Annotated in this window: 27 protein-coding genes and 1 pseudogene; 14 read left to right on the top strand and 14 right to left on the bottom strand. The window is 36.3% G+C overall.

All coding sequences use genetic code 11. The annotated features are described in order from the left end of the window. Positions 1-30: 30 nt before the first annotated feature. Positions 31-1,848, bottom strand: coding sequence for a DNA polymerase III subunit gamma/tau (locus tag CDOMC_RS02035; RefSeq protein ID WP_442861611.1), 1,818 nt, complete (start codon positions 1,846-1,848; stop codon positions 31-33). A gap of 60 nt (positions 1,849-1,908) precedes the next feature. Between CDOMC_RS02035 and CDOMC_RS02030 the strand changes: the two genes are divergently transcribed. Further along, positions 1,909-2,064, top strand: coding sequence for a hypothetical protein (locus CDOMC_RS02030; RefSeq protein ID WP_185768473.1), 156 nt, complete (start codon positions 1,909-1,911; stop codon positions 2,062-2,064). 28 nt (positions 2,065-2,092) lie between these two features. Here CDOMC_RS02030 and nusA read toward each other — a convergent pair whose 3' ends face one another. Beyond that, a complete protein-coding gene (gene nusA / locus CDOMC_RS02025) occupies positions 2,093-3,199 on the bottom strand; it encodes a transcription termination factor NusA (protein ID WP_172127492.1) in 1,107 nt (368 codons plus the stop codon). Between the two features lie 149 nt (positions 3,200-3,348). Here nusA and CDOMC_RS02020 point away from each other — a divergent pair, with 149 nt between their 5' ends. The 7 genes from CDOMC_RS02020 to CDOMC_RS01990 are packed head-to-tail and all read left to right on the top strand — an operon-like array spanning position 3,349 to position 8,074. After that, entirely contained in the window at positions 3,349-3,591 is a 243-nt protein-coding gene (locus CDOMC_RS02020; protein WP_172127490.1) for an HP0268 family nuclease, read from the top strand. A gap of 47 nt (positions 3,592-3,638) precedes the next feature. Beyond that, positions 3,639-4,901: a tRNA (N6-isopentenyl adenosine(37)-C2)-methylthiotransferase MiaB gene (miaB, locus tag CDOMC_RS02015; protein ID WP_172127488.1), complete on the top strand. Its 1,263-nt coding sequence runs from the start codon at positions 3,639-3,641 to the stop codon at positions 4,899-4,901. After that, the gene (locus CDOMC_RS02010) at positions 4,882-5,517 is read left to right on the top strand and encodes a lysophospholipid acyltransferase family protein (protein WP_172127486.1); all 636 of its coding nucleotides are present in this window, start codon (positions 4,882-4,884) and stop codon (positions 5,515-5,517) included. The genes miaB and CDOMC_RS02010 overlap by 20 nt, the downstream gene beginning before the upstream one ends. After that, positions 5,510-5,962, top strand: coding sequence for a hypothetical protein (locus CDOMC_RS02005; RefSeq protein WP_172127484.1), 453 nt, complete (start codon positions 5,510-5,512; stop codon positions 5,960-5,962). Before CDOMC_RS02010 ends, CDOMC_RS02005 begins: the two co-directional genes overlap by 8 nt. 58 nt (positions 5,963-6,020) lie before the next feature. Then, positions 6,021-7,037: a hypothetical protein gene (locus CDOMC_RS02000; RefSeq protein ID WP_172127482.1), complete on the top strand. Its 1,017-nt coding sequence runs from the start codon at positions 6,021-6,023 to the stop codon at positions 7,035-7,037. Further along, positions 7,027-7,554 carry a hypothetical protein gene (locus CDOMC_RS01995; protein ID WP_172127480.1) on the top strand — a complete coding sequence of 176 codons (528 nt, stop codon included), beginning with the start codon at positions 7,027-7,029 and terminating at the stop codon, positions 7,552-7,554. Before CDOMC_RS02000 ends, CDOMC_RS01995 begins: the two co-directional genes overlap by 11 nt. Next, positions 7,547-8,074, top strand: a complete 528-nt coding sequence (locus CDOMC_RS01990; protein WP_172127478.1) for a hypothetical protein — start codon at positions 7,547-7,549, stop codon at positions 8,072-8,074. The genes CDOMC_RS01995 and CDOMC_RS01990 overlap by 8 nt, the downstream gene beginning before the upstream one ends. Positions 8,075-8,077: 3 nt before the next feature. On the opposite strand, the gene tilS is transcribed toward CDOMC_RS01990, so the two are convergent. From tilS to panC, 3 genes are read right to left on the bottom strand one after another with little or no spacing between them, the layout of a single operon-like run. Then, positions 8,078-9,064 carry a tRNA lysidine(34) synthetase TilS gene (tilS, locus tag CDOMC_RS01985; RefSeq protein ID WP_172127476.1) on the bottom strand — a complete coding sequence of 329 codons (987 nt, stop codon included), beginning with the start codon at positions 9,062-9,064 and terminating at the stop codon, positions 8,078-8,080. After that, positions 9,064-10,365: a 30S ribosomal protein S12 methylthiotransferase RimO gene (gene rimO / locus CDOMC_RS01980; RefSeq protein WP_172127474.1), complete on the bottom strand. Its 1,302-nt coding sequence runs from the start codon at positions 10,363-10,365 to the stop codon at positions 9,064-9,066. The genes tilS and rimO overlap by 1 nt, the downstream gene beginning before the upstream one ends. A 1-nt stretch (position 10,366) precedes the next feature. Continuing rightward, positions 10,367-11,188 carry a pantoate--beta-alanine ligase gene (gene panC, locus CDOMC_RS01975; protein ID WP_172127472.1) on the bottom strand — a complete coding sequence of 274 codons (822 nt, stop codon included), beginning with the start codon at positions 11,186-11,188 and terminating at the stop codon, positions 10,367-10,369. Between the two features lie 117 nt (positions 11,189-11,305). On the opposite strand from panC, the gene prfB reads away from it, so the two are divergent. The 6 genes and pseudogenes from prfB (at position 11,306) to CDOMC_RS01945 (ending at position 15,276) form a co-directional block, all read left to right on the top strand. Continuing rightward, positions 11,306-12,406: a peptide chain release factor 2 gene (gene prfB / locus CDOMC_RS01970; protein ID WP_172127470.1), complete on the top strand. Its 1,101-nt coding sequence runs from the start codon at positions 11,306-11,308 to the stop codon at positions 12,404-12,406. Positions 12,407-12,426: 20 nt separating this feature from the next. Then, positions 12,427-12,744 (top strand): type II secretion system protein, encoded by a 318-nt coding sequence (locus tag CDOMC_RS01965; RefSeq protein WP_172127468.1) that lies wholly within the window; start codon positions 12,427-12,429, stop codon positions 12,742-12,744. Positions 12,745-12,770: 26 nt separating this feature from the next. After that, a complete protein-coding gene (locus CDOMC_RS01960) occupies positions 12,771-13,388 on the top strand; it encodes a tetratricopeptide repeat protein (protein WP_172127466.1) in 618 nt (205 codons plus the stop codon). A gap of 315 nt (positions 13,389-13,703) precedes the next feature. Continuing rightward, a pseudogene (gene exbB / locus CDOMC_RS01955) lies at positions 13,704-14,131 on the top strand (TonB-system energizer ExbB). Continuing rightward, a complete protein-coding gene (gene exbD / locus CDOMC_RS01950) occupies positions 14,118-14,498 on the top strand; it encodes a TonB system transport protein ExbD (RefSeq protein ID WP_172127464.1) in 381 nt (126 codons plus the stop codon). The pseudogene exbB and the gene exbD overlap by 14 nt, the downstream one beginning before the upstream one ends. Then, positions 14,464-15,276: an energy transducer TonB gene (locus CDOMC_RS01945; protein ID WP_172127462.1), complete on the top strand. Its 813-nt coding sequence runs from the start codon at positions 14,464-14,466 to the stop codon at positions 15,274-15,276. Before exbD ends, CDOMC_RS01945 begins: the two co-directional genes overlap by 35 nt. Positions 15,277-15,313: 37 nt before the next feature. Here the strand turns inward: CDOMC_RS01945 and CDOMC_RS01940 are convergent, their stop codons facing one another. The 9 genes from CDOMC_RS01940 to CDOMC_RS01900 all read right to left on the bottom strand — a co-directional run bounded on the left by CDOMC_RS01940 (position 15,314) and on the right by CDOMC_RS01900 (position 23,335). Then, on the bottom strand, positions 15,314-15,451 hold the full coding sequence (locus CDOMC_RS01940; RefSeq protein WP_172127460.1) for a FeoB-associated Cys-rich membrane protein: 138 nt from the start codon (positions 15,449-15,451) through the stop codon (positions 15,314-15,316). A gap of 47 nt (positions 15,452-15,498) precedes the next feature. Further along, a complete protein-coding gene (locus tag CDOMC_RS01935; RefSeq protein ID WP_172127458.1) occupies positions 15,499-16,320 on the bottom strand; it encodes a DUF4198 domain-containing protein in 822 nt (273 codons plus the stop codon). 20 nt (positions 16,321-16,340) lie between these two features. Further along, positions 16,341-16,649: a hypothetical protein gene (locus tag CDOMC_RS01930; RefSeq protein ID WP_169972866.1), complete on the bottom strand. Its 309-nt coding sequence runs from the start codon at positions 16,647-16,649 to the stop codon at positions 16,341-16,343. A 23-nt stretch (positions 16,650-16,672) separates the two neighbouring features. Then, positions 16,673-19,156 (bottom strand): ferrous iron transport protein B, encoded by a 2,484-nt coding sequence (gene feoB, locus CDOMC_RS01925; protein ID WP_172127456.1) that lies wholly within the window; start codon positions 19,154-19,156, stop codon positions 16,673-16,675. Then, positions 19,147-19,374 carry a FeoA family protein gene (locus CDOMC_RS01920; protein ID WP_172127454.1) on the bottom strand — a complete coding sequence of 76 codons (228 nt, stop codon included), beginning with the start codon at positions 19,372-19,374 and terminating at the stop codon, positions 19,147-19,149. Before CDOMC_RS01920 ends, feoB begins: the two co-directional genes overlap by 10 nt. 170 nt (positions 19,375-19,544) lie before the next feature. Further along, positions 19,545-20,573 carry an NADH:flavin oxidoreductase/NADH oxidase gene (locus CDOMC_RS01915; protein ID WP_172127452.1) on the bottom strand — a complete coding sequence of 343 codons (1,029 nt, stop codon included), beginning with the start codon at positions 20,571-20,573 and terminating at the stop codon, positions 19,545-19,547. A 64-nt stretch (positions 20,574-20,637) separates the two neighbouring features. Next, complete coding sequence (gene fabI, locus CDOMC_RS01910) at positions 20,638-21,456, bottom strand: enoyl-ACP reductase FabI (RefSeq protein WP_172127450.1); 819 nt, start codon at positions 21,454-21,456, stop codon at positions 20,638-20,640. Beyond that, positions 21,453-22,133 carry a triose-phosphate isomerase gene (locus tag CDOMC_RS01905; protein WP_172127448.1) on the bottom strand — a complete coding sequence of 227 codons (681 nt, stop codon included), beginning with the start codon at positions 22,131-22,133 and terminating at the stop codon, positions 21,453-21,455. The genes fabI and CDOMC_RS01905 overlap by 4 nt, the downstream gene beginning before the upstream one ends. Further along, complete coding sequence (locus CDOMC_RS01900) at positions 22,130-23,335, bottom strand: phosphoglycerate kinase (protein WP_172127446.1); 1,206 nt, start codon at positions 23,333-23,335, stop codon at positions 22,130-22,132. Before CDOMC_RS01900 ends, CDOMC_RS01905 begins: the two co-directional genes overlap by 4 nt.

Below are 23,335 nucleotides of genomic sequence, written 5' to 3'. Positions count from 1 at the left end.
AAAAGCTCAAATTTTAGCTTTCTTTTTTAATTAACCTAAGCTTAAAATTTCAGGTTCGCCAAAAAGCCTATTTGCCTCTTTTAATATCGCTTGATTTTTAGCGTTTTGCAACTCTTCGGGAGATTTTGACTCACTCGTTTCAGGCTTGATAACGGCAGTTTCGCCTATCTTAACTTTGACTTCGGAAATTTCGCTAGGTTTACTTACTTCCTTGCTTTGCCCCTCTATCTTTTCAAGTTCCATATCAAGCAAAGCCATATCATCAACCACTATACCCGAATCCGTCTGAAATTTAAGCGAATAAGAGGTTGTAAAATCCTCGGTATTATCTCTTTTATCGCCAAGATAAGGCTTAAAATTTGACCGAGCTTCTTGGCTGGGCTGGGCTAAATTTGAATTTTGCTCTGTTTCAGGCTTGATCGTAGTTGTGTCACTATCATTTAAATTTGCTTCGTTTTTATCGTCAATTTGAGGCTGAACTTCTTTTGGAGCGATCTTGATCTTTGCATCCGGGCCAAAATTTGTACGCAAAATTTCCATTATCACTTTTGAGCTGGAGCGCAATTTTTCCTGATTTGCCCCGCTTGCGTTTGAAGAAAGGCTAAGGCAGTTATCTTTAAACTCCAAAAATTCGATGCACTCTTTAAAGCACTCCCCAAGAGTATAATCTCTATCGTAAATCTTGTCCAAAAATAGCTCATACGGGCTCTTTGCCACTACTTTAGCAGGTGCATTTACTTGGGCTTTTTGAGGCTGCTTAGCAGTATGTGCGCTTAAATTTAAGCTCTGCTCTTTTATCTCAAAATTTCCTATCATATCATCAATCGGTTTTAAATTTATCGCCTCCATCATCATAAAAAGCATGATACTAAGCACAAAGCCATTATCGCTACTTACGCTTAGCATGCCCTTGGCTTCGGATAAAATTCTAAAAAATCTCTCGTATAAAAGCAGCGAATACTTACTGTTTCCTCCAAGAAAATTCTCTTTTAAATTTGCGATTAGCTCATCGATTATCATCTCGCCGTCATAGCTCTCAAGCTCGCTTACAAGACTGCTCATCGCAGCTCTATTGCCACTCATAACGACTTGCATGATCTCTTCAATGCGCGCAGGATCCAAAAGCCCAAGCATATCAGCAACCACGCTTTGAGTGATATTTGCATGCGAATACACAATAGCTTGATCAAGCAAAGTAAGCGTATCACGAAGCGAACCGGAGCCGCTGCGAGCGAGAATTTCGATAGCCTCACTCTCATACTCCACACTCTCTTTGCTTAGGATGTATTCAAGGTGTTTGATGATGTTTTGTTTTGAAATTTGCTTAAATCTAAAATGCTGAGTGCGCGAAAGCACCGTAGCAGGGAGCTTTAGCGGATCGGTCGTCGCAAGGATAAATTTCACATAGCTAGGAGGCTCTTCAAGCGTCTTTAAAAGCGCGTTAAACGCCTCTTTTGTAAGCATATGAACTTCATCGATAATAAAAATTTTAAACCTAGCTGAGGCTGGAGCGTATTTAGTCTGCTCAATAAGCTCTCTTATATCGTCGATCTTTCGGTGGCTTGCTGCATCCATCTCGATGATGTCGATATGGCGAGATTCGTTTGCCATCTCGCAATGCACACACTTTTCGCAAGGTTTCGCAGTAGGTCCATGCTCGCACACTAGGGCTTTTGAGAAGATTCTAGCGCTTGAGGTCTTGCCGCTTCCGCGAAGCCCGGAGAAGAGATACGCATGCGTTAGGCGATTTTCGCTAAGTGCGTGAGTTAGGCTTTTGCTTACTGATTCTTGTCCTATTAGCTCATCGAAATTTCGCGGGCGATATCTAAGTGCGAGTGCTTGCAACACAAATTTTCCTTATTTTTAAATTTCTAGATTGTAGCCGTTTTTGTATAAATTTTTAATATAGTGAAATTTTTAGATATAATCGCAAAAATTTTAAAAAAGCAGGAAAAAATGAAGAAATTTATACTTCTATCGATGATATTTTTGGCAGGATTTTTACTAAGCGGATGCGAAAGAAACGACTATCAACACCCGCTTTATAGGTCTACACATAAGTAAATTTTAGGCTAAAGCCTAAAATTTGGCTTTATAGATCTCCAAAGAGAGCCTTTAGGTCTTTCATAGTATCATCATTTGAGTTGCCTATCTTGGCTCCTCCGATCTCTACAAGCTCAATTTCAAAGCCACTAAGCATACTTGCTAAGCGTATATTTATACCGCTTTTGCCTATCGCTTTACTCTTTTGCTCGGTCGCGATACTAACCACGGCTTTTTTCTCATCGACTATTTTAACAGAACTAATTATAGCAGGAGCCATTGCACGAGTTATTAATATTGTTGGCTCGCTTGAAAACTCGATAGCATCGATGTTTTCTCCATTTAGCTCTTTTGTCACAGCATTTATACGCACACCTTTTGTACCGACCGTAGCACCAACAGGATCTACGTTTGGAGTGGTTGAGATAAGCGCTACTTTGGCTCTCTCGCCCGGAATTCTAGCGCTTGCAGCGACTAGCACAAGACCATCTTTTATCTCTGGAACTTCGGCCTTTAAAAGAGCTTCGAGAAATTTTGGAGAAGTTCTGCTAAGCTCCACTTTAATACCCTGAGATTTATCTATATACACACCCTTGATTACCGCTTTTACGACGTTTCCTACTTTAAATTTCTCACCCTTTATTCTATTTTTACGAGGCATTACCGCGCGAATTTCATCAATCTCTATAAAAGTATTTTCATCATTATCGACCCTAGTCACAGTTCCAAAGACCATATGACCTATCATCTCTTGATATTTTTGGAAAATCTTCTCTTCAAGTAATCTTTGTATATGATATTCAAGCTCTTTATAGAGAGTTTGAGCGGCTGTTCTACCTAGATTATCGGTATTTAGCTCATAAGTAAGCTCATCTCCGATCTCTACTCCACTATCTATTTTTTTAGCCTCTTTAAGACTTAAAAAGTGCTCATTATCCTCCTGCAATCTCTCATCATCATCTGCAACTATAGTGATTTTTTGATATAAACGTAAAGATTTAGTCGTATTGTCTATAGTAACGTCATATTCATAATTTTCGCCATAAATACGCTTTGCAGTATTTACGATAGCCCTTTTAACACGCTCTTTTACATCTTCTATCTCTAAGCCTTTTTCATTAGCAATCGACTCTATAATATCTACTATTCTCTCCATTATCTCTCCAGTCAAACTATAATAAATTTAGGGAATTTATTTGCGTAGAACTGTATTATACAAAAATGATACTTTTAATAAGTTTAATACCCTTTTTATTATGTTTTTGCTATACTCGTAGATTACCAAAAAGACTTTAAGGATAAAAAATGGAGTTAAAACTAGCCAGAAACGAGATTGACGCCAAACCTAAAACGATATCAATTGATAAAATTGAAGCTGCCGTAAATAAAGACGGGCAAAAAATTTTCTATTTCGACAAAGAAAATAGCCATAAGCAGCTAATTGCTCTAATAGAATATTTTGAAGAAAAAGGACTAAGTGTATATCACAGAACCGTTAAATACGGACTTGATGAGAATGACTACATGTATGAGGTTCATATTCTTTGAGTAACGCTACACAAAAAAAGCTCTTCATACAAACCTTAGGTTGTGCGATGAATGTGCGAGATAGTGAGCATATCATCGCAGAACTTAAGCAAAAAGAGGACTATGAGCTAACCGATAAGATGGAGGATGCCGATCTCATCCTTATCAACACCTGCTCGGTTCGCGAAAAGCCTGTTCATAAGCTATTTAGCGAAGTTGGGGGCTTTGAAAAAGCCAAAAAAAGCGGAGCTAAAATCGGAGTGTGCGGTTGCACTGCAAGTCATCTTGGAAGTGAAATTTTTAAGCGCGCCCCTTATGTGGATTTCGTTTTGGGTGCAAGAAACGTAAGTAAAATTTCACAGGCCGTAAACACTCCGAAATTTATAAGCACGGACATAAATCACGACGAGAGCGAATACGCCTTTGGAGAATTCAGAAGCTCTCCTTATAAATCACACATCAACATCTCTATAGGCTGTGATAAGAAATGCACCTATTGTATCGTGCCGCATACCAGAGGCGACGAGATCTCAATACCTGCAAATTTGATCTTAAACGAAGTTAAAAAAGCAGCAGACGGTGGCGCTAAAGAGATATTTTTACTAGGACAAAACGTAAATAACTACGGCAAGCGCTTTTCAGCCTCGCATGAGAAAATGGATTTTAGCGATCTGCTAGTTAAGATTAGCGAAGTAAACGGAGTTGAGAGAATTCGCTTTACTAGCCCTCATCCGCTTCATATGGATGATAAATTTTTAGAAGTTTTTGTAAATAATCCCAAAATTTGCAAATCAATGCACATGCCACTTCAAAGCGGCAATACAAAAGTTCTTCGCGAGATGAAGAGAGGATATACCAAAGAGTGGTTTTTGGACCGCGCACTTAAACTTCGCTCGATGCGTCCTGATGTAAGCATAAGCACCGATATCATCGTGGCTTTCCCCGGTGAAACGGACGCTGAATTTGAAGATACGATGGATGTGCTTGAGCGTGTTAGATTTGAGCAAATTTTTAGCTTTAAGTACTCCCCTCGACCTCTTACAAAAGCGGCAGAGTTTACAAATCAAATTCCAGATAATATCGCTTCGGCTCGTTTAACAAGACTTCAAAGCAGGCACAATGAAATTTTAGACGCGATAACAGCCTCTCAAAAAAATAAAATTTTAGAGGTTTATTTTGAGGAACTAAGAGCAAACGGCGCAGTTGCCGGAAGAAGCTTTAATAATTTCTTAGTTCAAGTAGATGGCAGTGAAGAGCTACTTGGCAAAACACTAAAAGTAAAAATCACAAATCCAAAAAGAATGGTTCTTTATGGCGAGTTGGTGGGCTAAATTTAAAAGAGCGCTCTTTATAAATTTCACCACTTACGCCATATATTTTCTTGTTTGGCTCATATTTTTAACCTGCAAAAAGACCTACTCCAAGACAAATTTACAAAATTCTCCGTGCGTCGTGCTCTTTTGGCATGGGCGCATAGCCATGATGAGCTTTGCCTACTTGAATTGGTGGAGCAAATTTAAAAGGCACGGCAAAGTAATTATCAGCGATCACAAAGACGGCGAGATAATCGCGAGAGTGATTAAATTTTTTGGCATAGGAACTATCAGAGGAAGCAGCTCAAAAGGCGGCGCAAAAGCTCTTATAAACGCCTTTAAAGAGATAAAATCGGGCAATGATGTGATAATCACTCCTGATGGTCCAAGAGGTCCGCGTCATAGCGTAGCGGATGGAGCTGTCATAATCGCTCAAAAGCAAAATATAAACATCCAAATTCTAAACTATGAAGCAAGTAAATTTTGGCAGTTTAAAAGCTGGGATAAGATGATATTGCCAAAGCCGTTTTCAACTATAAATTTTACCCTTTCAGAGCCTTTTAGTGTAGCAAATTTAAGCCTTGACGATGCTAAATTTTTGATAAAAAATAAGATGAGTGCCGGCGATGAATAGCAAATTTTTCATAGTCGTTTTAGCTACTATTATTTTGATTGCTTGTTGGTTATTTTTTGCTACAAATAGCTCTTACCAAGAAGCAATCAAATCAAGGTTTTATTACGAAGTAGGAAACTACGCAAAATCCTACGAGCTGTCTCAAAATGCTTACAAAAAAGACATATACAACAAAATGGCATATACTGTAATGATGCAAAGTGAGATTTCTTTAAAATATGTAAAATTTATAGATAGTGCGAATGAGTATTTAGAACAAATTTCAAAATTAAGCAAGCAAGAAGAGATAGATAAAGTCGATAAAAATAGAATAAGAATGATGTGTGAAATTGTACTAGAAGATTACGAGCGACTCAAACCATCAAATTTAACAAACAAAGATATACAAAACGAGGCAAAAGAGCTTAGAGATAAGTTTGCCAAGCTTAAAGGCGAACTCTTTTAATTGTATTTAATGGCAATTTTGGATAATATAATCTATTGTTAAAATTTATAGGAGAATTATGTCGTTTTCTATTCGCCGTTTTTTTAGCGTTTTATACCTTAGCGTAGTAATAGAATCCAAACAATGCCTATTTTACGGTATAGTGACAAGAAATGGCAAAACGATAAAGACTATTAAGGCAGAATTTGACAATGAAAATCCAGATATCTTAAATGAAAAAATCATAGACTTTATAAAGCGTCAACAAAAAGAGTACAAATGGGTCTATATAGCCGTATTTTTCGACTATATGGGACAAGGCGCCATTGCTTGCAGAAACGAAGATGAATTTAAATTATTTAACATAGATCCAAAAAATGTAGGATTTACTAAAATTTCTGATGGGTGGTTTGTGTATGCCGATCTAATGGATATTGCGCAGATGAAAGTAAAATTTAAGCCAATCGGCATTGATTTTTTATACTCTCCGATAGCTCTTATGCATAAAGCAATTATTGATAAAAAAGAAAATAAAAAAAATACCCTTTACATATACAGTCACAAAGACTCGTTTGCGCTTTGTATAGCAAACAAAGGCAAATTTAAATTTGCATCTTTTACAAAAACCGGTGAAAGTATCGGAGTTTCGTCAGATGATGATTTAGATTTTAACCAAGAAAAAATCGACGATATAGATGATTTTATCGCTGAAATCGATTCTGATGTAGAGAGTTTAGATGGAATTGATAATCTTGATAATATGCTAAAATCCGGCTCAACGACAGATGAATTTGCTGATCTTGATTACGATATAAATATGCCAGTATCAAAAGACGTAGCCGCCTCCGTATCGATATTTGGACGCGATATGAGTATGTATCAATATATTGTAAACACTCTTAAAGATTTTTATCTAAATCCGATGTATGACGGCGATTTTATTGAGCAAATAGTAATTTTTGATAACATAAAAACAAGCGCTACCTTTCTACACTATTTAGAAACCGAACTAATGGTAGAAACAGCGGCCTATCCTGTCAACACGCTTAAAATGATGACTGAGCTTATGATGAGCGAGGCTAAAGATGACTTATAGATATAGCCTTATAAATCCTGCTAAAAAGCCGTTTTTAACTCTATTTAGTAAAATTTGGTTTATTTTCATAGGTAGTGTTTTTGTCCTTTTATTGACTCTGAATCTATTTTTAGTCTTTAAAAATCACTCACTACAAAACAATATAGAGAACCTAAAAACAAATTACAATACAATCTCAAAAGATATCAAAAATATTGATGAAATCACGGCAAAACTACAAGAGCAACGCGAATGGGCATATGAAATTTTTGCTTCAAATACAATATTAAAACAGAGTCTAAACAATCTTTTTGATCTGGTGCCAGACAGCATAACATTAAACGAAGTAATAATGCATAAAAACTCTCTTGTAATAAAGGGCGTAACGCCAAGCAAAGATACTTACAATATGCTACTTTTAGCCCCTTTAAAATCGATATTTAATACCTCAAATACGACTTTTTATCAGCTTCAAAACGGATGGCTAAATTTCATTAGCACAAACAAGATTGACAATTCGGAAGGCTACAATGAGTAAAGATACAAGCTTAGAAGAGATTGATATAGTCAAACTTTTAATCTATGTTTTAATATTTATCGTTGTATGCCTTGTAATGATATTTGCATTCATTGTGCCAAATATAAAAGACTACCGAGAGGTTCAATACCAAAACCGTATCCAAGCGGCCAGTGTAACAAAGATAAATCAAATTTACAATAGCAAAAATTCAAAACTAAATGATATCAAAGAGAAAGATAGGCTTATATTTAAGGCATTTGATAAAAAATTTAGCGAGGATAACTTCACAAAATTTGCAAAAAATTATTTTAATGATGTAAAACTCAGCCAAATAAACAATGATTCAAACAAAGAGCAATTTTTTAGATATGAACTAAACGTAACTAGCAATATTTTAACTCCGACAAAATTTTACAACTTTATTGACGCTCTTACAAAATACGATAATATTATCAAAGTTGATTTTCCTATACAGATGCGTGAAAATAGCGGCAAGATACACACTACTTTTAATATCAAAGTTTACGGACTTAAGTAGTTTTTATAAAAATTCTCTCAAATTTTCTATTTCAAAACCAATTTGGCATAGATAAGGACGATTTATTTTAGGCACTTTAAATACCCTACAAGCCTCTTTAAATTTTTTATCCATAGCAGCTTTTACAAACGGAGTTATAAAAATAAATTTTGGAAAATATCCTACAGCCACTTTTGCACTAATAACACAATCCGTTTGATTTAATAAGCATCTTTGACACTCTCTTCGTTGGGCCTCGCTCATTACTACGCCTAAAAGCTTACATGCCTTATCAATTCCCCTGATGGCGTTTTTATCATTTTTAACCAGGTATAATCTATCTTTTGGATTTAAAATTTCAGGCTTTAGGCTATCCATATCATTTTCTAAAAACTCAAAACTTTTAGCTACACCACTTTTAAATAGATCCAAAAAAGGCTCGCTAAATTTAGCTCTTATCAAATTTCTTTTAAATCTCATCTCTTCGTTACTATGATCTAAAAAATATTTTAATTTACGCTCATTTAAAAAGTTTAAAAGCTCTGTTTTTCTTGTATTCAAAAGGGGTCTTACAATATTAAATTTATCCCTTCTTTCAAATTCGCTCATTCCAAGAAGCTCATTTAACCCAGCACCCTTGCCAAGCTGCATCAAAAACCACTCGAATTTATCATCAAACTGATGTGCTAAAATAAGATTTGTGTAGCCAAATTCGGTGCAAATTTTTGTAAAAAACTCATATCTAACCTCCCTCGCCCTGCACTCAAAATTTGAGCTTTCAAGGCTCACGCTAAGTTCAAAAATTCTTTTATTAAACTTACTAGCCAGCTCTCTTGCACTTGCAAGCTCCTCTTTGCTTTGCTCCCTTGTATTATAATTAACTATGGCTATGTCAAATGCGATTTTTTGCTCGTTTAGGATATAAAAAAGAGCCGTAGAATCTACTCCATGCGAAAACGCAAGCAGATTTTTACCTTTCTTTAAAATATCTGTCAAAGCCTCGTTTATCATCACCCTATCACTCGTCCAAGCACCTTATCTTTGACTACTTGCGTTATCTCACAATTATAAATTTTACCGGTCTCAAGAGTTTCAAGCTCGCTCTCATTTATTAAAATTTCTCCGTCGATATCCTTATCCCAAAGCAGTTTTTTAGCTCCGTAAAACATCTCGCCTTCGCTGCTAATACCCTCTATGACGACCTCAAATTTCTTGCCAAGCTCATTGGCAAAGCTCTCGTTTACAACTTTTTTAGTTATCTTTTCCATCTTTGAAAGGCGTTTTTCTATAGTCTTTGTAGGTATCTGTTCCATCTCATAAGATAAGGTATCCTCCTCTCTTGAATACGCAAATGCTGAAACACGGTCAAATTTAAACTCGCTTAAAAACTCGCAAAGCTCGTTAAATTCTTCATCGCCTTCACCAGGATGCCCAACAATGACACCAGTTCTAAGAAATGAATTCTCAGCCTCCCTCATCATAGTTAAAAGCTCTTTAATGCGCTTAGCTCCGCTTCCTCTGCGCATAATCTTAAGCATTTTGTCGCTTATATGTTGTATAGGCATATCAAAGTAGTTTTGAAAAACTTTAGAATCTATTATGCGCCTAATTAGCTCATTTGAGGTCGTGCTAGGATATAGATATAAGATCCTTGCACTCCTTACGCCTTCAATCTTCTCAACCGCATCAATAAGCTCTATAAGCCCGTCGCTTTTGGCGTGATCTCTCATAAAAGAGCTTGAGTCCTGAGATAAAAAGCTGAAATCAAAATATCCTTTTTTAACGAGTTTTTTCACCTCATCCACTATATTTTCAAGCGAGCGCGACTTTAGCTTGCCCTTAAATGTAGGAATTGCGCAAAAGCTGCATTTTTGATTACAGCCTTCTGAAATTTTAATATAAGCATGATAGTTTGATCCAGTTATGACCCTCTCTTCATTTGCCTGCAAATAAGTTCCTGGGCTAAATAAATTTTGCTTTTTTAGTATGATTTCATCGATCTTATCATAGTCTCCAACACCTGTAAATAAATCCACCTCTGGAAGCTCTTTCATAAGCTCCTCTTTATATCTTTGCATCAAACAGCCCGTGACTACTAGCAACGAGCCTTTCTTGCGTGCGTCATGAACCTCAAGGATAGAGCGTATGCTCTCTTGCTTAGCAGAGTCTATAAATCCACAGGTATTTATAATTATCACATCTGCAACAGCCACATCATCGGTGATTTCATAGTTTTGAAGACGTCCAAGCATGATTTCAGAATCGACTAAATTTTTATTACAGCCCAGTGAAATTAGATGAAGTTTGCTCATTTTACACCCATAAATTATCAATCAAACGCGCTTTGCCTACATAGGCTGCAACTAAAATTATGCTATTTTTTGGCTCAATCTTTGAAATTTCATTGAAATTTCTATCCACAATAGCCACATAATCAACTTTTAAAGGCTTTAAAATCTCAAACATCTCATCTTTAATCTTGCTTGCAGTTAGCTCATTTTGTTTTATCAAATTTGAAGCTTTCATGATAGCCTTAGAAAGTCTTAATGCTTCAAGCTTTTCGGATTCATTTAAATAAGAATTTCTTGAAGATAGCGCCAGTCCATCTTTTTCTCTTACTATTTCGCAAGGAATTATCTCTAAATTTAAAAACATGGTTTTAACCATATTTTGCACAATAGTTAGTTGTTGGGCGTCTTTTTTACCAAAATAAGCTCGTTTTGCCCTAGTTAGATTAAACAACTTCATTAAAACTCTAAGTACACCGTCAAAATGCCCCGGGCGAGTTTTGCCCTCTAAAATAGAAGCCAAATTTTTAGGTGCGGCTATACAAGGCTCACTCTCAAAGTATAGCTCATCCGCACTTGGTATAAAAATAGCTGCCACGCCACAACTTTTACAAATTTCAATATCTCTAACTTCGTTTTTAGGATACTTGTCCAAATCCTCGTTTGGTAAAAATTGAGTAGGATTAACGAAGGTTGAGACTATAGTTATATCATTTTCGCTTGCGCATCTTTTTATCAAGCTTACATGCCCATCATGCAAAGCACCCATAGTAGGCACGAAACCTATCTCTCCACTAACACTATCTATAAATTTTTTAAGCTCGCTAGCTGTTCTAATTATCTGCATTTTGATTTCTCTTTTTTATATTAAAGTCGCAAATTATATCAATTTTATCTTTACTCAAACCTGACTTTATTCAATTATGCTATAATCATAATAGAAATAATGAATTTGGAGATAAATTTGGATAACTACGAGTACACCGAACTTTTAAAGAGCCTTGATACAAAGGTAAACAATATTGCACTTATAATAAAACCTGAAGAGATAGAAAGAAGATTAAACGAAATAAGCAAACTCGAAAACGATCCTGGCTTCTGGCAAAACATAGCGTTAGCCGGACAAATCGGAAAAGAAAAAACAAAAATAACAAATATTTTAAATAAATTTAAAGATGCTAGAAACGCATTAAATGACACAAAGGATCTTTACGATCTTGCAAATTCAGAAAACGACCTTGATACATTAAATTCACTATATGAAGATGCAAGTAGTCTCGAAGACAAGATAGTAAATTTAGAAATTTCAATGCTACTTAGCGGCGAAGATGATAATAAAAACGCTATCGTTACCATCCATCCTGGAGCAGGAGGCACAGAGAGTAACGACTGGGCAAGTATACTTTATAGGATGTATCTAAGATTTTGCGAGAGAGAAGGGTTTAAGGTAGAGACTCTTGATTTTCAAGAGGGTGATGAAGCGGGACTAAAAGATGTAAGCTTCATAGTAAAAGGCGAAAACGCATACGGATATCTAAAGGCAGAAAACGGCATACACCGTCTAGTTCGTACAAGTCCATTTGATAGCGCAGGTCGTAGGCATACAAGCTTTTCAAGCGTAATGGTAAGCCCCGAAATAGATGATGATATAGAGATAGAAATAGAGGAAAAAGATCTAAAGATAGATACTTATCGCGCTAGTGGTGCAGGCGGTCAGCACGTAAACAAAACCGAAAGCGCAATAAGAATCACTCACGCCCCTACTGGTATAGTAGTACAATGCCAAAACGACAGAAGTCAGCACAAAAACAGGGCAACGGCGATGAAGATGCTTAAGTCTCGCCTCTACGAATTAGAGCTTATGAAACAGCAAGAGGCAAATGCGAACACTCCAAAAAGCGAGATAGGCTGGGGTCATCAAATCAGATCTTATGTGCTTTTTCCATACCAACAAGTCAAAGATAACCGCTCAAATTTAGCTTATTCGCAAACAGATGCGATACTAGACGGTGATATAAAAAAGTTAATTGAAGGCGTTTTAATAAGTCAAAAAAGTATAATATAATAAAATCAGAAAGGAATAAAATGGATTTAGTTGCACTTTTAAATCAGTTAAATTACGAGGCAAACGAGGTAACTCTGGCTCAAATCAAAAGAGTTTTAAACAACTCAAACGGAGTTGAGCCTGAAAGTATTATAACTTTAAACGATCACCTAAAACCACATAGATGCTTTGTCGCTATGAGCGGAAGTGAAGACTACTTCAAGATTAAAAACGTGGCAACTGCAGATGGTATAAAGGCGGAAGTGGAACAAATAATACAAAATTGGGCCAACAAACATAAATTTTCTCTTAGAAAAGTAAATGATACTACTCACTACGTCCTTGGTAAAGTACTTTAAATTTATAAGATAGACTAGGAGTGGATATGAGAAATTTATTATTTTTTTTAGTAGCCATACTAATGGCTGGTTGTGCGGCGAGCAATACATCTAAAGCAAACAATATAAATGCAGATACAGACTTTAATCACAAGGCTATACAGATATTAAAACCAAAATGCGAAGCTGGTAATTTATCTGCTTGCAACGATTTAGCAATAAGTTATCAAAATTTACAAAACCATCAAGCCGCATTTAAGATTTATGACAAAAATTGCAAAATGGGCTACCAAAAATCTTGCACAAATTTAGCAAATATATATATGTACGGCGATCAAATAGGTCTACAAAAAGATATTAAAAAGGGTATAGAAATTCATAAAAATTCTTGTATGAACAACGGTGCTGACTCTTGCTATTATTTGGGTGAATTTTACAGGCTTGGCAGAGATGCAAAAGAGCCTGACTACCAAAGTGCCTTTGATGCATATTCAAGAGGTTGTACTATGGGGGATATAGCATCTTGTACAAATACAGGAGGGCTTTACGAGTTAGGTCTTGGCGTCAAAAAAGATGAATATAGGGCCTTGCAAATTTACAAGTCCTCTTGCTATAGTGGAGATACTTCTGCTTGTGATAATGTGAAAAGAATTAGGGGTTATTAATTCATTATAAAGGGGTTGCCTTTAAGTAACCTCTTTTAACTATTTAAATATTCTATCATTATGCCAAGATTTTAAACTGTGTATGATTGACACTTTTGTGATACTAAATTCTCCTTTATAATATCAAGATAAAAACATACCAACATAAGCATATCGCGAAACAATAGTATATATTTATTATTAAATTAAAAGTCATTTGCATTTAATGCTTTGTAATGCGCATATTATCGATTATAGCTCATAAACAAAACTTTAAAATTATTGACAACAAGTATCGTGATTGATATAATCATGATAAAAAATTAAAGGCAATCAATGGAATTTCTAAAGGAAAACGTTGACTATATCATAATTGGTATTCTGGGCTTTATGAGCTTTTTAGTCGTTTGGTTTACGATAGAAAGACTGATATTTTATGCAAATGTAAAATTGAAACATACAAAAACAAAAATGAGTTAGAAGAGAGCCTTGCAAGCAACCTAGCGCTACTTTATATTATCTATTCAAATGCCCCTTATATTGGACTTTTAGGGACTGTTGCTGGTATTATGATAACATTTTACGATATGGGTATGAGTGGTGGAACAGACACTAAAAGTATTATGGTGGGCCTATCTTTAGCTTTAAAAGCTACAGCACTAGGGTTGCTTGTAGCTATTCCTACGCTTATGATATACAATGCCTTCATGAGAAAAGTTGATGTTCTTTTAAACAGATATAAGGCAAAATATGAAAATGCCTAAAAAAGAGGGATTAAACGTAATTCCTCTAATCGATATTATGCTAGTGCTCCTTGCCATAGTACTTAGTGTATCGACTTTTATTGCCCAAGGAAATATTCCTATAAATTTACCAAGTAGTGAAAGTGCCGAACAAAATGATGAAGATAGAAAAGTAACTGTCACTATAAACAAAGACAATGAATTTTTTATAGATGACATAAAAACTTCACAAGAGAAGTTAAAAGATCGTCTAAATCAAATAGACTCGAGAACTCTAGTTCAGCTAAAAAGCGATAAAGAGAGTAAATTTGAGATGTTTGTAAAGGTAGTAGATATACTAAAAGAGAAAAAGCATGAGAATTTTGCCATTACAACTCTCAGCGAGTAGTAAAACAAATTTAAGCGGATTTGTAGTCTCGGCACTATTTCATACTATTATTATCACAGCTTTTATAAATTTGCCACATCAAATAAATTTAACAGGCAAAGAAGAGATGACAAAAATAAACTTAAACACCATTAATCCTTCACTTCCTCTTCCGCCGGCACCAGAACCAGTGGCAGCTCCACTAGCACCACCTACTCCTACTTTACCCAAACCAGTAGTAGATACTAAACCTATAGTGGAATCTATTGTTGAGCCTATAATTACACCAACGCCAAAACCGGAACTAAAGATAGAGCCTAAGCCTACTAAAAAGTCAAAACCTAAACTAAAAAAACAAACATCAGTAAACAAAACAGAGCCTGCTTCCAAAATCGATGTTCCGTCACAAACAACAACTCAGCCAATCATCCCGGTTAAAGCCGAGACAATAAGTTCTGTTACGTCGGCACCTATAAGTAATTTCTCTACTTCAAAGATAGAAGAATTTAATCTAGCAAATTCTGCAGGAGATGAGAGATTTTCAAAGATGCAAGCAGCCATAAAGAAACATCAAAAATACCCCAAAAGAGCTGTTAAAATGAAGCATCAAGGAGTAGTCGAAATCAGTTTTTTATTTAAAACAAACGGAAGTGTGGATGATATAAAAATTATAAAAAGCTCAGGATATGATAGTTTGGATGAAGCGGCTATTGAGACTATAAGACGAGCCTTTAAGGACTTTCCTATGCTTGATAAAGACTATATAATCAAAATTCCAATGTCTTATAAACTAATTTAAAAATAGACCCGACTTTAGGGTCTAAAAACACTAAAGACTATTCAATTTTTCTTTTTTTATGGCAACTCTTACCTTCGCCACATCCGCAATCTCTTTGCTTAAATTCTTTAACATAAACAAAGTATCCTGCGCCGATAGCTATAACGATAAGAAAAACAATCTCAAATCCGCTCATAAATATCCTTTAAACAAATTTAGGCGAAGAAATCTTCGCCTAAAAAATTATTTCATATCTTTTGCTTGAATCCAAATAACAGCATCTTGGCTCAACTCTTTGCCTTTATACTCTTTATCAGGACCTACTCCAAGAGCTGCAAATCCCCACCAACCTGCTCTTGGGATACCGAATGTAAATTCGCCTCTTTCATTAGCTTTAATGGTAAGTGTTACGAAGCTATCTTGAGGAGCTTCTACTTTGCCTTTTTTGTTTGTCATATTTTTCTTTATATCAACATCATGGTTTAGATACTCTACTTCTATCTCAGCAAATGGAACTGGCTTACCCTCTGATTTAACAATACCTGTAAATGTACTTCCCGCCCAGATCGAGTATGGTTTCATTAAAGGAACAATCTCAGCCTTAAGACCAAGCTCTGCATCCCAATCAGTAGGTGCACCCGCTACGTTTAAAACCATCTTTGTAATTTGCTGGATGTATGACTCTTCGTTAGCTTCATAGTATGGAGCTGGAGTTAGTGCAAAAACATAATCTCCCATACTTCTTGCCTGATAGTCCATCTCATAGCCTATACCCTCATTGTGGCTACCCTTAAATTTCATCTCTTTAAGCTTGCCTTTTAGCTCTGTCTTTTTCTCTTTGTGAAGCACGAAAAAGTCAACTATACCCTCTCTACTCTTATCAAATTGAAGACCCATATCCATAGTATGCTCATCCGCAAAAGGGTGTGTGAAAACAAGCTTTAAAGGAATTGTAGCCGGCTTTTCTAAAGCTGACTCAGGAGTATAAAGCATTTGAAAGTGAGCAAATGCTGAACTAGCTAAAAAACCTGCAACAACTGATGAAATAACAACTTTTTTAAACATTAAATCTCCTTAAAATAAAATTATTGAGCTATATCTTTTGAATTAACAACAACCTCGTGACCTTCGCCGGCAAAGAATTTAGCCTTATACTCACCTTCCGGTTTTTTAAACGTATATGTACTCTCTTTATCAAATTTGCCTTCTATCACGACTTTACCATTTTGGATAACTGTAAATTGAACGCCACTTGCGCTTGAACCATCACTAAAACCGCCTTCGCAAGTAACAGTTCCGTCACCATTGTCAAAGCAGCTCATAAGCGCAGTATGAGCAAAAGCAGATGAGCTCATAAGAGCAACTAAAACAGATGAAAACAGAATTTTTTTCATTTTTTCTCCTTTATTTAGATTTATTAAATTTTACTACCCTTTATACCGCCACTCCAGTTTATTCTCTTTTCAGGAACAAACCATAATATCACAACTATAGCAAGCAATATAAAATAGTACCAACTCATCGCAGCCAATCCACTAATGCCTGCGGCAAGCGAGATGCTAAAGAATATCGATGAGACAATTAGTGCAAGCACAAACGGAAAGAACATTCCAAAGCACATCCATACCCAGCTATTAGTCTGCATCTTAACAACTATCATTGTAGCTATACAAGGCGGAGTAAGCAACATAAATATAATAATAGAGGCGGCATGAAGCGGTGTGTATCCGCTATTTTTAGCCATTCTCTCTTCTGGTCTTAAATTTTCATCCGCATTTGCGGCCTCTACGCTCTCTTTACCAGACTCATAGATGCTACCAAGAGTAGCTACGGCTGATTCTCTAGCTGCAAAAGAGCTCAAGAATGCCACGTTTATCTTCCAGTCAAATCCGGCAAATTGAGATATAGGCTCAAGAGCGCGTCCGGCCATACCAAGCAAAGAGCTTTCTATCTTATCATTCTTTTGCTCTCTAAGGATTCTATTTCTATCTGTTGATAGCTTTCTAAGGGCTGAATTTATCTTTTTAGCCTCTGCATCAGCTTTTGGAACTAAAAATTTATACATATCAGGGTTTTTGGCTTGGTATTTTTCGTCCACATCCTTACTTCCACCCATCTTTTTAGCCCTATATCCATCATATAAATTTAAAAGCTCGGCAACTTCCTCTCTACTATCTACTTTTTCATAGTAGGTTGATTTTTTGACTGCTTTGTCAAATTTTACTAAAGCCTTAGCCTCTTCTTGATTATAATGCTCTTGTTTTTCAGATGATAATCCAGGGAACTGAAGCAGTGCAAATAGTATAACAGCAACAGCAATTACAATAGTACAGACCTTTTTAATATATATCCAAACTCTCTCAAAAGACCTTATAATAACGCCTTTAAACGTAGGCATATGATAAGGTGGAAGCTCCATAACAAAAGGTGCTGTTTCGCGACTTTTTAAAACCGTTGAGGTTAGAAGTTTAGCTATTATCAAAGCCGCTAGAACCGTTACCGTAGAGATATAAAAAAGCATTATGCTCATATCTTTTTGGAAAAAAGCTCCAAGTAAAAGAGTGTAAAAAGGCACCTTGGCAAGACAGTTCATAAGAGGAACTGTGAGTATAGTAGCCATTCTGGCCCTATCATCTGAAATTCCCTTAGTTGACATTACGCCAGGCACGGCACATCCACCTACAAAGGCTCCCCCCAAGACAAGAGGCAGGGTGCTTTGCCCGTGAAGGCCGAATTTTCTAAAAACCTTATCAAGTATAAAGGCCATTCTAGGCATATATCCAACGTCTTCCAATATCGCGATCATAGCAAAGAGAATAAAGAATATCGGAAGGTAGTTTAAAAGTGCAATAGTCGAATTAGTAAGCCACATAGCCATATCTGTTATCATAGGAATTTGAGATATATCTGCAGCTGGAGTTATATCTGATATAAAATTCTTTATCGCTGCAAAAACAGGCCAAGTGTAGTTGGTAAGCTTGTAACCAAAAACAATACTGCTTTGGTAAATAATCACTATAACCGCCAATAAAATAGGGAAACTAAGCCATCTATTTAGGACAAATTTATCAATTTTATCAGTAAATGTCAGCTCGCCCTTTCTTGTCTCATTAACGCATTTATGAAATATAACATCGGCATTTTCATATCTAAAAGATGCCAAAAAGCTCTCTACATCCCTATCAAAGGTATCATGAAATTTATCTCTTTGAGCTGATATTATTTCATCAATATTGCCATTATCAGCTTTTAGCAAATTTACAATGGTCTGATCTTTTTCAAGAGCCTTTAGAACAAGCCATCTTTTGCTAATAGCTAATTCGTCATTGACTTTGATTGTCTTTTCGATCTCTGAGATATAAATTTCAAGCTCATCATAGTTTATCTTAAACTCTTCATAGTTCTTTTTTATCTCATCGGTCTTTTTTAATATATCTAAAATTTCGGTCTTGCCCTCATTTTTGGCAGCACTTGCACAAATTACCGGACATCTTAAAATTTCACTCATTTTTTCCGAGTCTATAGTAATGCCTCTACGTCTAGCAACATCACACATATTTAATATAATTACGACAGGTACGCCTATTTCAAGCAGTTGAAAGGTAAGGTATAAATTTCTTTTTAAATTTGAAGCGTCTACTATATTTAAAATAAGATCCGGATTTTCATTTATAATAGCCTCCTTTGCAACCTTCTCCTCAAGAGAGTATGAGCTAAAAGAGTAGGTTCCAGGCAGATCGATCATCTCGATATCTATATCGCCTACGCTAAAAAAGCCCGATTTCTTATCTACAGTAACACCCGGGTAATTTGCGATATGCTGATGTATACCGCTTATCATATTAAAAATAGTGGATTTGCCACAGTTTGGCTGACCGGCCAAGGCTACTTTTATCTCCATGGCTCAACCTCTATGAGCTCGGCCTCACTCTTTCTAAGAGAGACTAAGTAGTTATGAATTTTTAATTCCAATGGGTCATAAAGAGGTGCCTCTCTGACAACTTCTATCTGAGCTCCTACTACAAAACCCATATCTAAAAGCTTTTGCAAAAGCTTATCTTTAGCATGGAGGGCCTTTATCTTACACGAATTTCCAGACTCTATAAGACCAAGATGCATTTTAATTCCTTTATCAATAACCAATTTCGATATTATATTCTTAAAATGCTTTAATTAAATTAAAAACGATAATACATATTGAAACTTGTAATACAAATTTTTATTGAATAATAAATGACTAAAATAGCGTCTTAGCGATAGTTTTAAATTTTAAATAGTGCTTGTATTGTTTAAAATGCTCTTTGATATGGTTTTTCTACTAGATCCTCTCGGCCTAATTCACTCATAGCAAGCTGAGCAAAATTTGGATTTCTAATAAGCTCTCTTCCATAAGCAACTGCATCGCAAACATTACCCATAAGTAGCGCTTCACCTTGGCTTGCCGTAGTTATCATACCAACTGCAATAACAGGGATTTTTACCGATTCTTTTATGGCTTTTGCGTAATCTGCCTGATAAAGAGGCAAAAATTTAGGCATATTATCAAGCTCTTTTGTGTCAAAAAAACCTCCAGAGGATACATGAATATATGCTGCACCTAAATTTTCAAGCTCACAAGATAGCTTCACGCTATCGTCTAGCTTCCAATCTTTATTTAGCCAGCTATCGGCACTTATCCTAACCCCCACTGGAATATTTACGGCATTTTTAACATCTGTTAAAATTTCACGTAACAATCTCGTACGATTTTCAAAGCTTCCTCCATATTGATCACTTCTATTATTAATCGATGGAGATAAAAATTCACTTATCAAATACCCGTGTGCAGCATGAATTTCTATGATCTCGTATCCTGCCTTTTGAGCTCTAATGGCAGCATTTTTAAAATTTTGTTTAAGATCTTTTATATCATCCATGCTCATCTCTTTTGGGATTTTATAATCATCACTGAATTTAATAGCGCTTGGTGCTATGCTTTGGCTATCGCATGTGCTTTTGCGTCCGGCATGAGCTAGTTGTATAGCTATTTTGGCTCCGTATTTTGCACAATCTTTTACAAGATTTGCATGCTCTTCTATTTGCTCATCGCTCCAAAGACCAAGATCGCTATGAGTTATCCTACCTCGTGGCTCAACCGCGGTAGCCTCTACTATGATAAGCCCAACTCCTCCGAGCGAACGAGCGGCATAATGAAGCTTATGAAAGCACCTTGGCAAGCCATTATCGCCTTTAACCTTATACATGCACATAGGTGGCATAACTATACGATTTTTTATCTCTATATCGCCTATTTTAAATGGAGTAAAAAGTTTTGACATATCATATCCTTAAATATCAAGAGATGAGGCCCTAAATTTATTATTTAGGGCTCATTAAATTTAGTTATTTAGCATCCCATGCTAAGATAGTATTTCCCTCTTCGTCTTTAGCGATATCGCCCATTCCCATTATATTATATCCGCAATCCACATAGTGAATTTCACCGGTTACACCGCTTGCAAGATCGCTTAAAAGATACATAGCGCTCTTACCTACATCTTCTGTAGTCACATTGCGTTTTAGAGGGCTATTTACCTCGTTATATCGCAAAATCATTCTAAAATCGCCTATTCCGCTTGCCGCAAGAGTCTTTATAGGACCTGCAGAGATGGCGTTTACTCTGATATTTTTTGGGCCTAAATCATGAGCAAGGTAGCGCACAGAGCTCTCAAGGGCAGCTTTTGCAACACCCATTACATTGTAATGAGGTATAAATTTAGGTCCGCCAAGATATGTAAGAGTTAGGATGGAGCCTCCCTCTTTAAGCACCGGCATTACAGCTCTTGTAAGGCTTAAAAGCGAATATACGCTAGTTCCCATAGCGATATCAAAGGCCTCTTTCGTAGTCTCTATAAACTCTCCCTCAAGAGCCTCTTTAGGAGCATAAGCTACAGCGTGCACAACAAAGTCTATTTCGCCCAAATCAGCTTTTAATTTATCAGCTATTCCGTCTAAATGAGCAGGATTATTTACATCAAGCTCATATACAAATTTGCTCCCAAATTCCTCAGCTATAGGCTCTACGCGTTTTTTCAAAGCATCATTTAAAAATGTAAAAGCAAGCTGCGCACCTTGCTGATAGCAAGCTTCCGCAATGCCATAAGCTATTGATTTAGCGTTTGCAACACCGACTATTAGACCTTTTTTACCCTTCATTATCATTTTGCTTCCTTTATTAAATTTAAAAAATTATACGCATCCCAACTTGCAGTACCTACAAGAACTCCATTGCAACTAGATATCTTAGCAATCTGCCCAATATTTTTCGCATTTACGCTTCCTCCGTAAAGAAGCGGTACTTTGGTCAAATTTGCTATGAAATTTAAAATTTCCTCTATCTGCTCACTGCTCGCACTCTTGCCAGTGCCTATAGCCCAGATCGGCTCATAGGCGATATATAGATTTTCATAACTTAAATCTATATTATTAAGCTGATTTTTTAAAAACTCTTTAGTTTTGTTAGCCTCATTGGTGGCTAAATTTTCGCCTATGCAGTAGATTATATCCCAGCTATTTTTAGCGGCAAATTCAAATTTAGATCTTAAAAACTCCTCGCTCTCATTTAAAATTTCACGCCTTTCAGAGTGCCCGATGAGAACGGTTCTTATACCAAACTCATCAAGCATGGCTTTACCGATCTCGCCGGTAAAGGCTCCGCTCTCGCAAGGATAGAAATTTTGCGCTCCAAGCTTAAATTTATAATCAGTCTTTTCATAAGCACTAAAAGGCGGAAATACAAATACATTTTCATTTTGATCCAAATTTGAGTTTAAAATTTCAGCATACTCTCTAAAGCTCTCTCTTGTATGATTACACTTTAAATTTGCTGCAAATATCACGACTCACGCGCCTTTCTAAGAGGTTTTATGCCAGGCAATTCTTTACCCTCTATTAGTTCAAGACTAGCTCCTCCACCAGTTGAGATAAAGGTCATCTCATCGGCATCTCCGGCACGTTCGACTACATCAGCGGTATCTCCACCGCCAACTACAGTTGTAGCATGAGTTTCTACGATAGCGTGGCTCATTTTGATGCTTCCCTTGCTAAATTTATCCATCTCAAAAACACCCATAGGGCCGTTCCACCAAATAGTTTGAGCATCGGCTAAAACCTCTTTAAACAATCTTACCGAAGCAGGTCCTATATCAAGCCCCATCCAGCCATTTGGTATCTCTTTGGCAGATACGTATTTAACCGCACTATCAGCAGAAAACGTTTGAGCGGCTACTACGTCTACCGGCAAGTAAATTTTAACTCCAAGCTCTTTGCCCTTTTTCAAAATTTCATTTGCATCCTCTATTAAATCCTCTTCAAGAAGGGAATTTCCTATATTCTCGCCAAGCGCTTTTAAGAAAGTAAACGCCATTCCTCCACCTATTACCAGCTTATCTACTCGAGGAAGTAGATTGTGAAGCGCTTGAAGCTTTCCGCTTACTTTTGAGCCTCCCACGACAGCCACAAAAGGTCTAGAAGGATGCTTGATTAAATTTTGAGCGAAATTTATCTCTTTTTGTAGTAAAAATCCGGCAGCCTTATGATTTTCATCATAAAATTTAGTAATAGCCTCGACCGAAGCGTGAGCTCTATGGCATACTCCAAAGGCGTCATTTATATAAATTTCGCCAAATTTTGCAAGCTCACGAGCCAAATTCTCATCATTTTTTGTCTCGCCCTTTTCAAAGCGAAGATTTTCTATCATCAAAATTTCACCAGCCTTTAGCTCTGCTGATTTTTTGATGGCATCATCACCCACAACATCGTTTGCAAATATTACATCACGATCAAGCAATCTGGATAGTCTTTTGGCAACATTTTTAAGAGAAAATTTTTCTTCAAAGCCGTTTTTTGGGCGACCCAAGTGGCTTGCTAAAACAATACTGCATCCATGATCAAGACAGTATTTTATAGTAGGAATCGCTGAGCGAATTCTGCGGTCATCGGTAATATTTAAAAACTCATCCATAGGCACGTTAAAATCGCACCTAATAAATACTTTTTTCTTAGCTAAGTCAAGGTCGTTTATAGATAAAATTTCACTCAT

It is taken from the genome of Campylobacter sp. RM16192 (genome assembly GCF_004803855.2).
In the GTDB taxonomy this organism is placed as follows: Bacteria; Campylobacterota; Campylobacteria; order Campylobacterales; family Campylobacteraceae; genus Campylobacter_A.
The sequence above is the reverse complement of the archived record's forward strand: the minus strand, read 5'-3'. Positions and strand labels throughout refer to the sequence as shown.

Bases quoted from the DNA above. Each gene is read 5' to 3' on its own strand.
- nusA (WP_172127492.1), bottom strand. From the start codon at position 3,199: ATGGAGAGAATAGTAGATATTATAGAGTCGATTGCTAATGAAAAAGGC.
- CDOMC_RS02020 (WP_172127490.1), top strand. From the start codon at position 3,349: ATGGAGTTAAAACTAGCCAGAAACGAGATTGACGCCAAACCTAAAACG.
- miaB (WP_172127488.1), top strand. From the start codon at position 3,639: ATGAATGTGCGAGATAGTGAGCATATCATCGCAGAACTTAAGCAAAAA.
- CDOMC_RS02010 (WP_172127486.1), top strand. From the start codon at position 4,882: ATGGCGAGTTGGTGGGCTAAATTTAAAAGAGCGCTCTTTATAAATTTC.
- CDOMC_RS02005 (WP_172127484.1), top strand. From the start codon at position 5,510: ATGAATAGCAAATTTTTCATAGTCGTTTTAGCTACTATTATTTTGATT.
- CDOMC_RS02000 (WP_172127482.1), top strand. From the start codon at position 6,021: ATGTCGTTTTCTATTCGCCGTTTTTTTAGCGTTTTATACCTTAGCGTA.
- CDOMC_RS01995 (WP_172127480.1), top strand. From the start codon at position 7,027: ATGACTTATAGATATAGCCTTATAAATCCTGCTAAAAAGCCGTTTTTA.
- CDOMC_RS01990 (WP_172127478.1), top strand. From the start codon at position 7,547: ATGAGTAAAGATACAAGCTTAGAAGAGATTGATATAGTCAAACTTTTA.
- tilS (WP_172127476.1), bottom strand. From the start codon at position 9,064: ATGATAAACGAGGCTTTGACAGATATTTTAAAGAAAGGTAAAAATCTG.
- rimO (WP_172127474.1), bottom strand. From the start codon at position 10,365: ATGAGCAAACTTCATCTAATTTCACTGGGCTGTAATAAAAATTTAGTC.
- panC (WP_172127472.1), bottom strand. From the start codon at position 11,188: ATGCAGATAATTAGAACAGCTAGCGAGCTTAAAAAATTTATAGATAGT.
- CDOMC_RS01965 (WP_172127468.1), top strand. From the start codon at position 12,427: ATGGATTTAGTTGCACTTTTAAATCAGTTAAATTACGAGGCAAACGAG.
- CDOMC_RS01960 (WP_172127466.1), top strand. From the start codon at position 12,771: ATGAGAAATTTATTATTTTTTTTAGTAGCCATACTAATGGCTGGTTGT.
- exbD (WP_172127464.1), top strand. From the start codon at position 14,118: ATGAAAATGCCTAAAAAAGAGGGATTAAACGTAATTCCTCTAATCGAT.
- CDOMC_RS01945 (WP_172127462.1), top strand. From the start codon at position 14,464: ATGAGAATTTTGCCATTACAACTCTCAGCGAGTAGTAAAACAAATTTA.
- CDOMC_RS01940 (WP_172127460.1), bottom strand. From the start codon at position 15,451: ATGAGCGGATTTGAGATTGTTTTTCTTATCGTTATAGCTATCGGCGCA.
- CDOMC_RS01935 (WP_172127458.1), bottom strand. From the start codon at position 16,320: ATGTTTAAAAAAGTTGTTATTTCATCAGTTGTTGCAGGTTTTTTAGCT.
- CDOMC_RS01930 (WP_169972866.1), bottom strand. From the start codon at position 16,649: ATGAAAAAAATTCTGTTTTCATCTGTTTTAGTTGCTCTTATGAGCTCA.
- feoB (WP_172127456.1), bottom strand. From the start codon at position 19,156: ATGGAGATAAAAGTAGCCTTGGCCGGTCAGCCAAACTGTGGCAAATCC.
- CDOMC_RS01920 (WP_172127454.1), bottom strand. From the start codon at position 19,374: ATGCATCTTGGTCTTATAGAGTCTGGAAATTCGTGTAAGATAAAGGCC.
- CDOMC_RS01915 (WP_172127452.1), bottom strand. From the start codon at position 20,573: ATGTCAAAACTTTTTACTCCATTTAAAATAGGCGATATAGAGATAAAA.
- fabI (WP_172127450.1), bottom strand. From the start codon at position 21,456: ATGATAATGAAGGGTAAAAAAGGTCTAATAGTCGGTGTTGCAAACGCT.
- CDOMC_RS01900 (WP_172127446.1), bottom strand. From the start codon at position 23,335: ATGAGTGAAATTTTATCTATAAACGACCTTGACTTAGCTAAGAAAAAA.